Genomic DNA, 14,425 nt, shown 5'->3' on the forward strand with positions numbered 1-14,425 from the left:
GGGCCCGCCCTTTTCATTTCGGCGCCACCTCGACCGTAAGGCGCATCTCGGGGTGGATGCCGCAGGTGACGAGGAACTGCCCGGGCTCCTCGAAGGATAGGACCACCTTGTCGCCGGGTTCCTGCGCGCCGGAGCTGTAAGCGAGGCGCGGATCGTCGACACGCACGTTGTGGGTGCGGGTGTCGTCGTTGACCACGGTGAGCCCCTCGCCCGCGCGGATGCGCACGTGATCCGGCGCGAAGCGCTTGCCGGCCTGGCCGATGGTGGACACCGACACGGCCCCGACGCTGCCCGGCGCCGCTTCCACATGCGGCGGCAGCGAGGCCGGTCGCGGCGGATCCTCGCTCGACAAGGTACCGAGGAAGGCGATGAGCTGGCCCCTCTCCTCCTCGCTCAGCGACAATCCCTTGGGCAGGTCGGCCGACAGTGTCGGCCGGTCGACGATGCCGCGCTCGTAATGGGCGACGACATCCTCCAGCGTCGCCAGAGCGCCGTCGTGCATGTAGGGCGCCGTCCAGGCGATCTCGCGCAGGCTCGGCGTCTTGAAGGCGTGATCGGCCGCCGCAAGGCCGAGGGCGGCGCCCCGGCCGCGGTCGTCGCCGGGAAGGCCGATGTCGTGGAAGGCCTCGTCGGTGAAGCGCCAGCCGCTGTGGCAGGCGACGCAGCCGGCCTTGCCGGTGAAGAGGCGGAAGCCGGCGATCTCGTCCGCCGTCAGGGCGTCGCGCTCGCCCGCCACGAAGCGGTCGAAGCGGGTCACCGGCGAGACGAGCGTGCGCTCGAAGGCGGCGAGCGCCCGTGACAGGTTGAGCCTGTCGACCACCGGGCGCTCGGGAAAGGCCTCGGCGAAGGCCGTGCGCATCGCCGCATCGTCCGAGAGGCGGGCAACGACCTCCTCCAGCTTTGCGCCCATCTCGACCGGGCTCTCGATGGGCCCGGTCGACTGGCTCTCCAGGCTCGTGGCCCGCCCGTCCCAGAAAAAGGTGCGGCCCCAGGCGAGGTTCCAAAGCGCCGGCGTGTGTCGCGGCAGGCGGCTGCCGGCGATGCCGCGGCCGCGCGGTACCCCGTCGGCAAAGCCGAGCTGCGGATCGTGGCAGGACGCACAGGCGAGGCTGCCATCCCCCGACAGGCGCGTGTCGAAGAAGAGTGCCTGACCGAGCGTGACCTGCCGCGCATCGTCGTCCGCAGCGGAGGGGCGCCGCGCGGGACGGGCAAAGGCGGCGAGGACATCGGCTGGTACGGAAGGCGGCGTTTCGGCCGCCGACAGCCCGGTGCAGAGTACGACGGCGCAGGCACCGGCGGCCGCGCGCCACGGCCGCCGCACGGCCCAGCCAAGGGCTGTGCCGAACCTGCTAGCGGCGCGCATCATCGTTCACATCAGCTTGCCGATCTCGATCTCGGCCTTGGCGATGAGCCCGAGCACCTCTGAGACGTCGAGCACCGGCTTGTCCGGCGCGACCGCATGGGGCCAGGCCTTCTTCAACTCGCCCAGCTCGCGCTGCAGGGCGGCATAGGCCCCGGCGTTCTTCTTCTCGAGGTCGGGCGCGACGGCCGCCAGCATCTGCTCGGCCTGAAGGATGAAGCCGCGCGAATCCTGATACTCGACGACGAGCTTGAACTTGCCGTCCTCGATGGCCGCTTCGTATTCCTCGCCGGCGGTGTTGAGCACCTCGAGCACGGCATCGAGCGTCAGACCCGGCCAGTCGGCGGTCTTCGCCTGCACCGCCGCGTCGGCGGCCGCGAGGCGATCGCGCACCGTCTTCAGCGCCCCCTCGTAAGCCTCCTGCTTCTGCGCCTTCACCGTCTGGGCGAGCACCTTGAGCGCCGCGGCGAAGGGCGGGATGCCGAAGCTCTCGAGATCGCCGGCGATGCCGCCGTAGAGCTCCTCCGCCGGGTGGAGGAAATGCACCATCGCCTCGCTCCAGCGCCCCGCCTCGACCAGTTCGTTGCCCACGGTCAGGTGACCGCTGATGAGGGCGAGATCGCGCGTCAGGCGCAGGTCCGGCGCCAGCTGGGCACCGCCGCCCTCGCCTTCGCCATCCCCAGCCGGGGCATGGCCGGCATGGCTCTCCGTCACGCGCAGGACGAGATGGCGAGCCGCCGACGCCTCGCCGGGCGCCGCCTGCTCGATGCCGCGCGCCAGCGGCTGCGCCTCGGCGGGGGCGCCGACGCCGGTGCCGGCGAGCACGGCCGCACCGAGGCCGACCCAGACTTTCCTCGACTTGATCATGGCTGGTCTCCAGATCCGAGAATGGAATTGTTACAATTAAAATTTCTATTCATTTTCATAGCCTTAGCTATTTGCTATGCCCGTTCCGGTCAATGGAGACATGAAAGATGCTCGTCCTCATCGGCGATGTCCTGACGGCGGAAGACCTCTCGCAGACCCGGGAGACGCTGGCCCACTTGCCCTTCGAGGACGGGCGTGCGACGGCGGGCCGCAGCGCCCGGCTCGTCAAGGACAACGAGCAGGCGCGGGAGAGCGCGGCCGTGCGGGGCCTGCGCGAGAGGATCTCGGCGCGCATCCTCGCCAATCCCGTCTTTGCGGCGGCGGTCCGGCCCAAGGCGCTGACTCCGATCCTCTTCAGCCGCTACGGCGCCGGCCGGGCCTATGGCACGCATGTCGACAACCCGATCATGCACGGGCTGCGCACGGACGTGTCCTTCACGCTCTTCCTCGCCGATCCGCAGACCTACGAGGGCGGCGAACTCGTCATCGAGAGCGCGGCGGGCGAGGAGGCGATCAAGCTGCCCGCCGGCCATCTCGTCGCCTATCCCTCGACGACGCTGCACCGCGTCGAGGCCGTGCGCACCGGCGAACGCCTCGCGGCGGTCGGCTGGGCACGCAGCTACGTGCGGGACGGGGCGCAGCGCGAGTTGCTCTTCGACCTCGACACCGCGCGCACGCAGCTGTTCGAACAGCACGGCAAAACGCCGGAATATGACCTGCTTGCGAAATGCGCCGCGAACCTGACACGCATGTGGGCGGAGGATTGAGGAAACCGGCACGGCCGGCGGATGGGGAAGCACCGCCGCATGGCCTTCGAACCGCTTCCCCCGTCTCCGCCATTTCGCCGTTTCCACCGCTTCCGCCGTCATACCCGCGCTTGTCGCGGGCATCCACGCCGTCCACGCTCGTGCAGGGGTGAAAGGCGTGGATGGCCGGGACAAGCCCGGCCAAGACGGGCGGGGAGGTTGTGCCGCGCTCTTCCCGCTTCCTTTGCGCAGCCGTCTCCACTGTCATGCCCGCGCTCGTCGCGGGCATCCACGCCGTGACGCTCGCGCAAGGCTGAAAGGCGTGGATGGGCGGGACGAGCCCGGCCATGACGGGCGGAGAGATTGCGCCACGCTCTTCCCGGTCCATTTGCGTAACCGTCCCCGCCGTCATGCCCGCGCTCGTCGCGGGCATCCACGCCGTCCACGCTCGCGCAAGGCTGAAAGGCGTGGATGGCCGGGACAAGCCCGGCCATGACGAACCGGGGAGGTTGTGCCTCACTCTTCCCGTTCCATTTGCGTAACCGTCTCCGCCGTCATGCCCGCGCTTGTCGCGGGCATCCACGCCGTTCACGCTCGCGCAGGGTTGGAAGGCGTGGATGGCCGGGACGAGCCGGCCATGACGGGCGCAGAGGTTGTGCCACGCTCTTCAGCCCCGCCCCCGCCTTCACTCGTCCAGCATCGAATCGACGAAAAGCTCGGGGTCGAGGAAGAACTCGCGCAGGACCCGGAAATGGTCCGTGTCCTCGATACGCGCCGGAAACAGGCCGGCGCGGGTGAGCATCCTGAGGTCGGCGCCCGGATAGGCCATGAGGAGCGGCGCATGGGTGGCGATGACCACCTGGCAACGGCCGGACTGCTCCATGGCGCGCAGGATCTTCATGAACTCGATCTGCCGCGAAGGCGAGAGGGCCGATTCCGGCTCGTCGAAGAAATAGACGCCCTGCCCCGCGCAGCGCTCGCGGAAGAAGGCGAGGAAGCCCTCGCCGTGCGACATCTCCAGCCAGTCGGGCGGCGGGCCGCTCAGCGGCTCCTTCGCGGCCTCGACCATGTAGCGCACGAGGGAGAAGAAGGTCTCGGCGCGAAAGAAATAGCCGCGCGTGATGCGCGGCAGCCAGGAGAGCGCGAGCGCGTCGGCAAGCGTCGCCTCGTCGTCGTGGCTGCCGAGCCGGTGGCCGGTCGCGCCGCCGAAATGGCCGAAGCCGGCCTTGACGGCGATGCCCTCGAGCAGCGTCGACTTGCCCACCCCGTTCTCGCCCACGATGACGGTGACGGGATGGGTGAAGGCGATCTCGAATTCCCGCTTCCGGAACATCGGCAGGCAGAAGGGATAGGCCGCCCAGTCGCCGACCTTCTCCGGCACCAGCGCGACGCGCTTCAGATAGGGCGCCGGCAGGTTGACGGGGCGCGACCTGCGCATCTTCGCTGCCCGTCAGCCGCCGAACCTGTTGTTACGCGGAAAACCCTTCGGCGGCAGGCGGCCGGCATCGCCGCGGTTGCCGAGCCAGTCCTTCAGGTCGTCGCCGGCCACCGTCCAGGTGCGGCCGGAGGTGTCCTTCCAGGTCAGACCCTCGGCGAGGGCGAAAACCTTCACGTCCGACAGGCCGCCATCCTTGTATTTCTGCAGGCGCACGCCGCGGCCGCGCGCCATCTCGGCCACCTGCGCGAGAGGGAAGGCCAGGAGCTTGCGATTCTCGCCGACGATGGCGACATGGTCGCCCTCCGCCGGCACGCAGGCGGCGGCCTTGTAGGGTGCGGAGACGTTGAGCACCTGCTTGCCCTTGCGGGTGTTGGCGACGACGGTATCGGCCGCGGCAACGAAGCCGCGCCCCTCGCTCGACACCAGCAGCAGCTTCGTCTCCGGCCGATACGGGAAGGCGCCGACGATATCCGCGCCCTCGTCGAGATCGGCCATCAGGCGCACCGGATCGCCGAAGCCGCGCCCGCCGGGCAGCTTCGACGCCTCGAGCGTGAACACCTTGCCGTTGCTGGCGAGCACCAGGATCTTGGCCGTCGTCTCCGTGTGGAAGGCCACCTTGAGGGCGTCGTCGCCCTTGAACTGCAGGGTCGAGAAATCGGCCACGTGGCCCTTGAGCGCCCGGATCCAGCCCTTCTCGGAGAGGACGACCGTGACGGGCTCGCGCTCGACCATGGCCTCCGTAAGGTCGATGATGGCCGCCTCCGGCGCCTCGGCGAAGGTGGTGCGGCGGCGCCCCAGCGGGGTCTCGGGCCCGAAGGTCTTTTTGACCTCGCGGACCTCCCAGGCCACCGTCTTCCACTGCTTGTCCTCGGAGGCGACGAGTTCCTCGATGCTGCTCTTTTCGGCAGTGAGTTCGTCGAACTCCTTGCGCAGCTCCATCTCCTCGAGCTTGCGCAGGGAGCGCAGCCGGGTATTGAGGATGGCGTCGGCCTGCACCTCGGTGAGGGAGAAGACCTTCATCAGCTCGGCCTTCGGCTCGTCCTCCTCGCGGATGATGCGGATCACCTTGTCGAGGTCGAGATAGACGATGAGCAGGCCGCCGAGGATCTCGAGCCGGCGCTCGATCTCGCCGAGGCGGTGGCGCGAACGGCGCAGCAGCACCTCGCGGCGGTGGTCGAGCCACTCGCGCAGCGCCTCGGCCAAGCCGAGCACGCGCGGCACTTGGCCGGCCGTCAGCACGTTCATGTTGAGCGGCACGCGGCTCTCGAGATCGGTGAGCCGGAAGAGCGATTCCATCAGGAGGACGGGATCGACGGTGCGGGCGCGCGGCTCGAGCACTATGCGCACGTCCTCGGCCGATTCGTCCCGCACGTCGGCGAGGAGCGGCAGCTTCCGCTCCTGCAGCAGCTCCGCGATCTTCTCGATGAGGCGTGCCTTGGCGACGCCGTAGGGAATCTCGGTGACGACGGCGACCCAGCCGCCGCGGCCGGTATCCTCCTTCTCCCAGCGTGCCCGCACGCGGAAGGAGCCGCGGCCGGTGCGGTAGGCGTCGAGGATCGATTCGCGCCCGTCGACGATGATGCCGCCGGTCGGGAGGTCCGGCCCCTGCACGAAGGTGAGGAGCTGCTCCGAAGACGCGCGCGGATGGCCGATAAGGTAGAGCGCGGCATCGCACAGCTCGGCGACATTGTGCGGCGGGATCGATGTCGCCATGCCGACGGCGATGCCCTGGCTGCCGTTGGCGAGGAGGTTCGGGAAGGCTGCCGGCAGGACGATGGGCTCGCGGTTGGCCTCGTCGTAGGTGTCGCGGAAATCGACGGCGTCCTCGTCGATGCCTTGCAGCAGGAGGCGCGCCACCTCCGTCATGCGCGCCTCGGTGTAGCGCATGGCAGCCGCGTTATCGCCGTCGATATTGCCGAAGTTGCCCTGCCCCTCGATCAGCGGGTAGCGCTGGGCGAAATCCTGCGCGAGGCGCACAAGCGCATCGTAGATCGCCTGGTCACCGTGCGGGTGGAACTGACCCATGACGTCGCCGACGACGCGGGCAGACTTCTTGAAGGCGGCGCCGGGATCGAGCCTCAGGAGGCGCATGCCGTAGAGGATGCGCCGGTGGACCGGCTTCAGGCCATCGCGGGCATCGGGCAGCGCCCGGTGCATGATGGTGGACAGCGCATAGGCGAGGTAGCGCTCCTCGAGCGCGTCCTTGAGATTGATGTTCTCGATGCTGCCACCGGACGGCGGATCGACAGGCTTGCCCATTCCCAATTCCTCTCTTGGGGAACGGGTAGCGAACATGGCGCCGCACCGCAAGTGCGACGGGGGTCCAGGTTGCTGCAGCCGTGCTTCGCGGAACGAGGCGACGTCGCTCCGTGTTCCAGCGAGCGGGGAGCGGATTCCGTCAGGTCGCCTCGCCGCGCGCGAGAAACTCGATCAGGCGCCGGCGGGCATCCGGCTCGGCAAGGCCGCGCGGCTCGTAGACGTGGCGGGCGAAGAAGAGCCCCGTCAGCTGGAAGCCGGCGAGCACGTCGCGGACGCCGATCGTGTCGACGAGGCCGCCCTCGCGCAGGAAGGAGGGCAGCGGCAACAGCCGGTCACCGTAGGGCTCGCCGGCGGTGCGCGAGACGGCACGGCCCGATTTCGGCGAGACATAGACGAGTTCCTGCGTGCTGCCGGTGGCGGCGCAACTCGAAAGGTCGAGGCCGAAACCGAGCCCTGCAAGCACCGCCAGTTCGAAACGCACGATGAGCGCCGGGGCGATGGCGGGGTCGTCCATGTGCTCCATGAGCACGGTCAGCGCCTCGTAGAGGCCGGGATGCGGGTCGCGTTCCGGCATCAGGCGCAGCAGGGCCGTCAGGGTGCCGAGGCCGTGAAGCGCGAGCGGGGATGCGATGAAACGGGCGGCGCGGATGGCCGTGGCCTCCACCGCATAGAGGCCGAGGTGTTCCTCGATGCGGGCGCGCCAGACGACGGCGACGCTATTGCCCGGCTGCAGGACGGGCTGCAGGCGGCGCGAGCGCCCGCCGCGCACGAGGCCCATGTGGCGGCCGTGCGCCGCCGTCATCAGCTCGAGGATGACATTGGCCTCGCCGTGGCGCCTGGCGCCGAGCACGATGCCTTCGTCCTGCCATTCCATGGCTCACCCGGATGGCACGCCCGGCGGGGCTCAGCCCTTCGGAAACTCCAGCCCCATCTCGCGGTAGCGGGCGGGATCGTCACTCCAATTCTCGCGCACCTTGACGAAGAGGAACAGGTGCACCTTCGTCTCGGCAACCTCGGCGATCTCCGACCGGGCGAGCGAGCCGATGGTCTTGATGGTCTGGCCACCCCTGCCGAGCACGATCTTGCGCTGGCTTTCGCGCTCCACATAGATGGTCTGCTCGATGCGCACCGAGCCGTCCTTCATCTCTTGCCACTGCTCGGTCTCGACGGTCGAGGAATAGGGCAGTTCGTCGTGCAGCCGCTCGAACAGCTTCTCGCGCGTGATCTCGGCCGCCAGCATGCGCAACGGCGCGTCCGACACCTGGTCCTCCGGGTACAGCCAGGGTCCCGGCGGCATCATGGCGGCGAGCTTGGCGCGCATGCCGGCGACGCCGCTGCCGGACAGCGCCGAGACCATGAAGGTCTCGGCGAAGGGCTGGCGGGCGTTGATGTCAGCGGCGAGATGAAGCAGCTTCTCCTTCTGCACCAGGTCGACCTTGTTGAGAATGAGCACCTTCGGCTGGCGAATGTCCGCGAGCTTGCCCAGGATGGCCTCGCTCTCATCGTCGAGGCCCTTGCGCGCGTCGATGAGGAGGCAGACGACATCCGCATCCCCCGCCCCGCCCCAGGCCGAGGTCACCATGGCGCGGTCGAGCCGGCGCTTGGGCCTGAAAATGCCCGGCGTATCGACGAAGATGACCTGACTCTCGCCTTCGAGCGCGATGCCACGCACGAGGGCGCGCGTCGTCTGCACCTTGCGCGAGACGATAGACACCTTGGTGCCGACGAGGGCGTTGACGAGCGTCGACTTGCCGGCATTTGGTGCGCCGATCAGGGCCACGAAGCCGCAGCGCGTCGCCTCGCCTGCCGCAGGAGCATTTTCTGCGGCGTTTCCGCCGGCGTTATCGTCAGACATCCTGGTTCACCGTCCAGATCCTCTCGCGCAGCAGGAAGGCCTCGGCCGCCGCCTGCTCGGCGTTGCGCTTGGCCGTGCCGCGCCCTTGCGCCTGCGCCATGCCCTCGACATTGACACCGACGACGAACTCGGGCGCATGGTCCGGCCCGGAACGCTCGACGAGCTCATAGGTAGGCGCCGGCAGGCCGCGCCCCTGCGCCCACTCCTGCAGCGCCGTCTTGGCGTCGCGCAGGGGGCGGCGCGGGGCGTGGAGGCGCGCCGCGAAGGCCCGCTCGACCAGCGCGCGCGCCGCCTCGTAGCCTCCGTCGAGGAAGACCGCGCCGACGATGGCCTCGCACACGTCGGCAAGGATAGCACGGTTGCGCCGCGCCCCGGAGGAAACTTCGCCGTCGCCGAGGTGCAGGTGCGGCCCCACGTCCCAGGCGAGGGCGACTTCGGCGCAGCTCTCCTTGCGCACGAGCTCGGCGAGGCGGCGCGACAGCTCGCCCTCCTCCGCCGCCGGGAAGGCGGCGAGCAGCATGTCGGCGACCGACAGGCCGAGCACCCTGTCGCCCAGGAACTCGAGACGCTGGTAGGAGCGCGTCTTGTCGGAGGGCGAGGCGCTGACATGGGTCAGCGCACGCTTCAGGAGATCCTTGTCGGCGAAGGAATAGGCAAGCTGCGCTTCGAGCGCGGCGGTATCGGCGGATTTGCGGCCCAAGTCAGTGCACCGTCTTTCACTTCACCGGGTTGAAGATGCGCTCCCAGCGCACGGTCCACGGCCATTCCCACACCTTCCAGCCGGCGCTTCCCTCCCCGATGGAGAAGAAGATGATTTCGGCGCGGCCGACGAGATTCTCGAAGGGCACCTGGCCGACGGCGTTCTCGTCGCGGCTGTCGGTGGAATTGTCGCGGTTGTCGCCCATCATGAAGTAATGGCCGGGCTGCACCTTGTAGACATAGGTGTTGTCCCAGTAGCCGCGGTCGCCGTCGCGTTCGATGACGACATGGCTCGTGCCGCCGGGCAACGTTTCGCGGTACATCGGCACCTCGATGTCGCGACCCCAGGAATCCTGCGTGACGTAATTGCCGATGCGTTCGCGCTTCACCGCCTCGCCGTTGATGTGCAGCACGCCATCGATCATCTGGATGGTGTCGCCCGGCAGGCCGACGACGCGCTTGATGTAGTCGGTCGAATTGTCCTTCGGCAGCTTGAAGACGGCGATGTCGCCGCGCTTGGGCTCGGAACCGAAGATTCGGCCGGAGAACAGCGGCGGTCCGAAGGGGAAGGAATAGCGCGAATAGCCGTAGGAATATTTGGAGACGAAGAGATAGTCGCCGATCAGCAGGGTCGGGATCAGCGAGCCCGAGGGAATGTTGAAGGGCTGGAACAGGAAGGTGCGCACCACGAGGGCGATCAGCAGCGCCTGGACGATGACCTTGACCGTCTCGAGAATGCCGCCCTGCTCGGCTTTCTTCTTCGTTTCGTCCACGCGCGCCTCGTCCATCGATCGTGCCTTTTCGGGAACCCTCACCGGACCACGTTTCGACGCCACGTGGAGCGGCTCCAACCATTGCGCGGGACGGCCGGCGGAAGCCCGCCGCAGGCCGCGCCTGTTCAAAGAATCCGTTGCGGTCTAGCCGATACGCCTCCGCGCCGCAACGCGAACCCGCGCAGGCCATAGCGGATGTGATTGCGGCGCGAGCGTGGCACGATCAACCCGGCCGCGCCAGCGCCTCGATGATGACGAAGGCCTGCGCCAGCGGCGGGTCGTCCGTCAGCGAGACGTGCACCACGGCCTCGTGGCCGGGCGGGGTCATCTCCTCGAGCCGCTTCAGCGCGCCGCCGGTCAGGCGCATGGTGGGGCGCCCGCCGGGCAGGTTGACCACCTCCATGTCGCGCCAGAAGACGCCGAGCCGCATGCCCGTGCCCAGCGCCTTGGCGCAGGCCTCCTTGGCGGCGAAACGCCGCGCGTAGGAGGCGGCCCGCGCCGCGCGCCGGTCGCTCTTCGCCCGCTCGCCCTCGGTGTAGACGCGGTGGGTGAAGCGCTCGCCGAAGCGCGCCAGCGAGCGCTCGATGCGGCGGATATCGCAGAGGTCGGAGCCTATGCCGATGATCATGGCATCCCTTACGCGCCAGCGCGCCCGGCCTCGATCGCCGCGCGCATGGCGCGCACGGCCGCCTCGAGCCCGATAAAGACGGCCTCGCCGATGATGTAGTGGCCGATGTTGAGCTCGGCCACCTCAGGGATAGCCGCGACCAGTCCGACATTGGCCGTGGTGAGCCCGTGGCCGGCGTGCACCTCGATGCGGTAATGGGCGGCGCGCGCCGCCGCCCTGCGCAGGCGCTCCAGCTCGTGGGCGATGCGCGCCTCGTCTCCCGCCAGAACCGCCTCGGCATAGGAGCCGGTATGCAGCTCGACCACCGGGGCGAGCAGCGCCGCCGCCGTCTCCATGATCGCCTCGTCAGGCTCGACGAAGAGCGAGACGCGGATGCCGGCGCCGGTCAGTTCGGCGACGATGGGCCGCAGATGCGCATAGCCGGTCACGATGTCGAGACCGCCCTCGGTCGTGCGTTCCTCGCGCTTCTCCGGCACCAGGCAGGCGGCATGCGGCAAGGTGGCGAGGGCGATCGCCACCATCTCCTCCTCCGCCGCCATCTCGAAATTGAGCGGCACCGGCAATTCGGCCTTGAGGCGCGCGATGTCCTCGTCGCGGATGTGGCGCCGGTCCTCGCGCAGATGCGCGGTGATGCCGTCCGCCCCGGCGGCGACGGCGGCATGGGCCGCGCGCACGGGATCGGGATGGTCCCCGCCGCGCGCGTTGCGGATGGTGGCGACGTGATCGATGTTGACGCCCAGTCTCACAGTGGAAGCCATGGTGACGTGCTCTCCAGGCGGGCGTCGGGCGCCGGCCGCTCGCGTGCGGCAAGGGCCCCCGCCCAGTTCTGACGGGTTTAGCCGAAGTCGCGCCGTCCAGCCATCCCGCCGCGCGGGAAGCAGCCTTGCCGCGGAGGGGGCAAGGCGCGATGATCGACGAGGACGTCCTGCGGGCCGGGCGGACCTGCCGCGCCGCTTCGTGCGTTATGCCGGCGGAGCCTGTCGCGAGGCCGCATCCGCAGCCGGCTCCCGCACCTCAGGGAGGCAAGCGATGGCCACGCACGCCGTGTTAAACGCGCAGAGCGTCGAAGACTGCATCATCGCGCAGGACTGGGAGCGCTACAGCGCCGAGGACCACGCGACCTGGGGCATCCTCTTCGATCGCCAGCGCAAGACGCTGGAAGGCCATATCTGCCAGGAATATCTCGACGGCCTCGCGGCCCTCGGCATCGGCCCCGAGGGCGTGCCGGACTTCCGCGCCATGAACGAGCGCCTGAGGCGCCTCACCGGCTGGGAGGTGGTGGCCGTGCCCGGCCTCATCCCCTCGCGCCCCTTCTTCCAGATGCTGTCGGACCGGCGCTTCCCGGCCGGCACCTTCATCCGCAGCCGGGCGCAGCTCGACTATCTCGAAGAACCCGACATCTTCCACGACGTCTTCGGCCACGTGCCGCTGCTGACGAACCCGGCCTATGCCGACTACATGCGCGAATACGGCCGCACGGGGCTCGTCGCCTGCGACAACAAGGGCGTGAAGTTCCTCGCCCGGCTCAACTGGTACACCATCGAGTTCGGCCTCATCCGCAAGCCCGAGGGCATCAAGGCCTACGGCGCCGGCATCGCCTCCTCCTACGGCGAGGCGAAATACGTGGTCGAGGATCCCTCCGCCAACTTCCTCGCCTTCGACCTCGAACGCGTGCTGCGCACCGGCTATTACATCGACGACTTCCAGGCCACCTACTTCGTCATCGACCGCTTCGAGGACCTGTTCGCCCTGATGCGCGAGACGGATTTTCTGGAATTGTACACGCGGCTGCGGACGGAGCCGGAGCTGACGCCGTTCGAGATCGGGCCGGAGGATGTGGTGGTGCGCGAAGGGATGGGGGAGTACTGGCGCGAGTTTCCGCAGACGAAGGTGCATCTCAAGTAACGCACGCCCGGCCGGTCGGGGCCACCGGCATGGAAGAAGATTTCAGTTTATGTTAAGTTTTATCCTTCCCGGCCAAGACGCGGGCAAGCGGAGGGAGAAGAGTCATGTCACGGATTCTTCTTGTGTTTCTGGCCGCCTCGGGCATCGCACAGGCATTGCCGGCGCTCGCCGAGGACGCTGAGGTCGCGCGGGGCAAATATCTCGTCACCATCGGCGGCTGCAATGACTGCCACACGCCGGGCTATCTCTTCGGTTCACCCGACATGTCGCGCTTTCTCGGCGGCTCCGACGTCGGCTTCGAGATCCCGGGCGAGGGCGTCTTCGTCGGCCGCAACATCACGCCCGACAACGAGACCGGCATCGGCAGCTGGACCAAGGAACAGATCGTGACGGCGATCCAGACCGGCGAGCGGCCGGACGGCCGCATCCTCGCGCCGATCATGCCCTGGCACGCCTTCGCCAACCTCACGCCCGACGACGCCATGGCGATCGCCGCCTATCTCAAGAGCCTGCCGCCCGTCAGCCACGAGGTTCCGGGGCCGTTTGGTCCAGGGGAAAAGGTGACGACGTTCACGTTCCGGATCTTGCCGCCGGGGGAGACGGCGGCGGCTGCGCCGGGGAAGTAGGCTGGGCAGGCGGGAACGACCGCGGGCAAGTCCGGCACACCGCCCGACGGCGCAGGGCGCCGAACGTCAACCGCTTCCTGCACACCGGCTACGACATCAACGACGGCCGGCGGTCATTTCATCATCGAGCGGTTCGAGGACCTGTTCGTGCTGATGCGAGAGCGGATTTCGCCGCGCTCTCCAAGCGGCTGCGGACGGAGCCGGAGCTGACGCCGTTCGAGATCGGGCCGGAGGATGTGGTGGTGCGACGAGGAACGGGGGAACACCGGCGAAACTTCGTCAAGCAAAAAGTGCAACTCAAATGATAACCGGCCAGATGCCCCAGGGACGTCGCAGTCCGCCGAAACGGCGAGCTGAATCGGGAGTACATCTGCGCTGCGAGAGCGGCTACGGGCCGCATCGATAGGCAATGCTCAAATTGACAATAGGATCTCTCGTGACCATCCTCTTGCATAAGCTTGGGGGGATTCGATGGGCACGAAATTGCAATTGCGTGCAGGCGATGTCGAGTTTTCGTTCGAAAGCGACCATCCTGTTTCAGTTGCCGACGTTAAGGAGTTCATTGCGCAGTTGCATGAGACCGCAATGACAATTGGCAAAGCACCGAAAGCGGCATCGTTGGTGGAAGACACGGATGCTGAAACCGCAAGCGCAGCTGAAAACGGCAATGGCGATGGCGGTGCCATTAATCTCCATGTGAATTCGGTAGCAGATCGCTTGGCGGCAAAAACCGGCCCAGAGGTTGCAATGGCCGCCGCGGCTCATCTTCAGGTGGTGAAAAAGCAAGATAGCTTCAGTCGCAAGGAATTGCTGGATACCATGAAGGCCGCAACCAACCATTACAATCGAACGATGAGCTCAAATTTGAGCGCTATATTAAGGGGGCTGATCGGCGGATCTAAGTTGAACCAGCTCAACAATGACAATTTCGCCATTAAGTCTTCAGAATTGGCCAACATTCGTGCCAAGCTTGCTGAATGAGAGAGACCTCAAGCAATGGCTCCATCGGGAGCTACGTTCGCTTGACAAGCTTCTCCTAATCCTCGCGAGCTTCGATGCGCCAGCGGAATTGGCACAGCTGCGTGAGCGGGCTATTCAAGCGGGCTTCAAATTCCCAAAGTCTTGGAACCTCTCTGGAACACTAGGCCGTAGACTCATAACCGCGTAGCCAGATGCGGATGGACGCGAGCTTCACGGCGGCGAGGAAGTTTTCCGCCGTCTTGTCGAAGCGGGTGGCGATACGGCGGAAGTGTTTGATCTTGTTGAAGA

Annotated in this window: 14 protein-coding genes and 1 pseudogene; 4 read left to right on the plus strand and 11 right to left on the minus strand. The window is 67.6% G+C overall.

Annotation, left to right across the window (positions count from 1 at the left end; genetic code table 11):
* Window positions 1-13 precede the first annotated feature (13 nt).
* Together P2T65_RS20225 and P2T65_RS20230 are read right to left on the minus strand one after the other, a co-directional pair.
* On the minus strand, window positions 14-1,366 hold the full coding sequence (locus tag P2T65_RS20225) for a cytochrome c peroxidase (RefSeq protein ID WP_276200563.1): 1,353 nt from the start codon (window positions 1,364-1,366) through the stop codon (window positions 14-16).
* Window positions 1,367-1,369: 3 nt separating this feature from the next.
* Entirely contained in the window at window positions 1,370-2,227 is an 858-nt protein-coding gene (locus P2T65_RS20230) for a hypothetical protein (protein WP_276200564.1), read from the minus strand.
* Between the two features lie 107 nt (window positions 2,228-2,334).
* On the opposite strand from P2T65_RS20230, the gene P2T65_RS20235 reads away from it, so the two are divergent.
* Window positions 2,335-2,994 carry a Fe2+-dependent dioxygenase gene (locus tag P2T65_RS20235; protein ID WP_276200565.1) on the plus strand — a complete coding sequence of 220 codons (660 nt, stop codon included), beginning with the start codon at window positions 2,335-2,337 and terminating at the stop codon, window positions 2,992-2,994.
* A 664-nt stretch (window positions 2,995-3,658) separates the two neighbouring features.
* On the opposite strand, the gene P2T65_RS20240 is transcribed toward P2T65_RS20235, so the two are convergent.
* The 8 genes from P2T65_RS20240 to P2T65_RS20275 form a co-directional block, all read right to left on the minus strand.
* Window positions 3,659-4,411 (minus strand): AAA family ATPase, encoded by a 753-nt coding sequence (locus tag P2T65_RS20240; protein WP_276200566.1) that lies wholly within the window; start codon window positions 4,409-4,411, stop codon window positions 3,659-3,661.
* Between the two features lie 12 nt (window positions 4,412-4,423).
* Window positions 4,424-6,670 (minus strand): DNA topoisomerase IV subunit A, encoded by a 2,247-nt coding sequence (gene parC / locus P2T65_RS20245; protein ID WP_055460570.1) that lies wholly within the window; start codon window positions 6,668-6,670, stop codon window positions 4,424-4,426.
* A gap of 139 nt (window positions 6,671-6,809) precedes the next feature.
* Complete coding sequence (recO, locus tag P2T65_RS20250) at window positions 6,810-7,544, minus strand: DNA repair protein RecO (RefSeq protein ID WP_055460569.1); 735 nt, start codon at window positions 7,542-7,544, stop codon at window positions 6,810-6,812.
* Between the two features lie 30 nt (window positions 7,545-7,574).
* Complete coding sequence (gene era, locus P2T65_RS20255; RefSeq protein ID WP_276200567.1) at window positions 7,575-8,525, minus strand: GTPase Era; 951 nt, start codon at window positions 8,523-8,525, stop codon at window positions 7,575-7,577.
* The gene (gene rnc, locus P2T65_RS20260) at window positions 8,518-9,225 is read right to left on the minus strand and encodes a ribonuclease III (RefSeq protein ID WP_276200568.1); all 708 of its coding nucleotides are present in this window, start codon (window positions 9,223-9,225) and stop codon (window positions 8,518-8,520) included. The genes era and rnc overlap by 8 nt, the downstream gene beginning before the upstream one ends.
* A 16-nt stretch (window positions 9,226-9,241) precedes the next feature.
* On the minus strand, window positions 9,242-10,012 hold the full coding sequence (lepB, locus tag P2T65_RS20265; protein WP_055460566.1) for a signal peptidase I: 771 nt from the start codon (window positions 10,010-10,012) through the stop codon (window positions 9,242-9,244).
* A gap of 208 nt (window positions 10,013-10,220) precedes the next feature.
* A complete protein-coding gene (acpS, locus tag P2T65_RS20270) occupies window positions 10,221-10,625 on the minus strand; it encodes a holo-ACP synthase (protein ID WP_055460565.1) in 405 nt (134 codons plus the stop codon).
* Window positions 10,626-10,633: 8 nt separating this feature from the next.
* On the minus strand, window positions 10,634-11,383 hold the full coding sequence (locus P2T65_RS20275) for a pyridoxine 5'-phosphate synthase (protein ID WP_071923671.1): 750 nt from the start codon (window positions 11,381-11,383) through the stop codon (window positions 10,634-10,636).
* Between the two features lie 271 nt (window positions 11,384-11,654).
* On the opposite strand from P2T65_RS20275, the gene phhA reads away from it, so the two are divergent.
* The 3 genes from phhA to P2T65_RS20290 all read left to right on the plus strand — a co-directional run bounded on the left by phhA (window position 11,655) and on the right by P2T65_RS20290 (window position 14,137).
* On the plus strand, window positions 11,655-12,530 hold the full coding sequence (phhA, locus tag P2T65_RS20280) for a phenylalanine 4-monooxygenase (RefSeq protein WP_276200569.1): 876 nt from the start codon (window positions 11,655-11,657) through the stop codon (window positions 12,528-12,530).
* A 104-nt stretch (window positions 12,531-12,634) separates the two neighbouring features.
* The gene (locus P2T65_RS20285; protein WP_183315803.1) at window positions 12,635-13,156 is read left to right on the plus strand and encodes a cytochrome c; all 522 of its coding nucleotides are present in this window, start codon (window positions 12,635-12,637) and stop codon (window positions 13,154-13,156) included.
* Window positions 13,157-13,627: 471 nt separating this feature from the next.
* Entirely contained in the window at window positions 13,628-14,137 is a 510-nt protein-coding gene (locus tag P2T65_RS20290) for a hypothetical protein (RefSeq protein WP_276200570.1), read from the plus strand.
* 160 nt (window positions 14,138-14,297) lie between these two features.
* Here P2T65_RS20290 and P2T65_RS20295 read toward each other — a convergent pair.
* Window positions 14,298-14,425 (minus strand): annotated as a pseudogene (locus tag P2T65_RS20295) (IS5/IS1182 family transposase); the annotation flags it as partial.

Source organism: Chelatococcus sp. XZ-Ab1 (genome assembly GCF_029309855.1).
Lineage (GTDB): Bacteria > Pseudomonadota > Alphaproteobacteria > Rhizobiales > Beijerinckiaceae > Chelatococcus_A > Chelatococcus_A sambhunathii.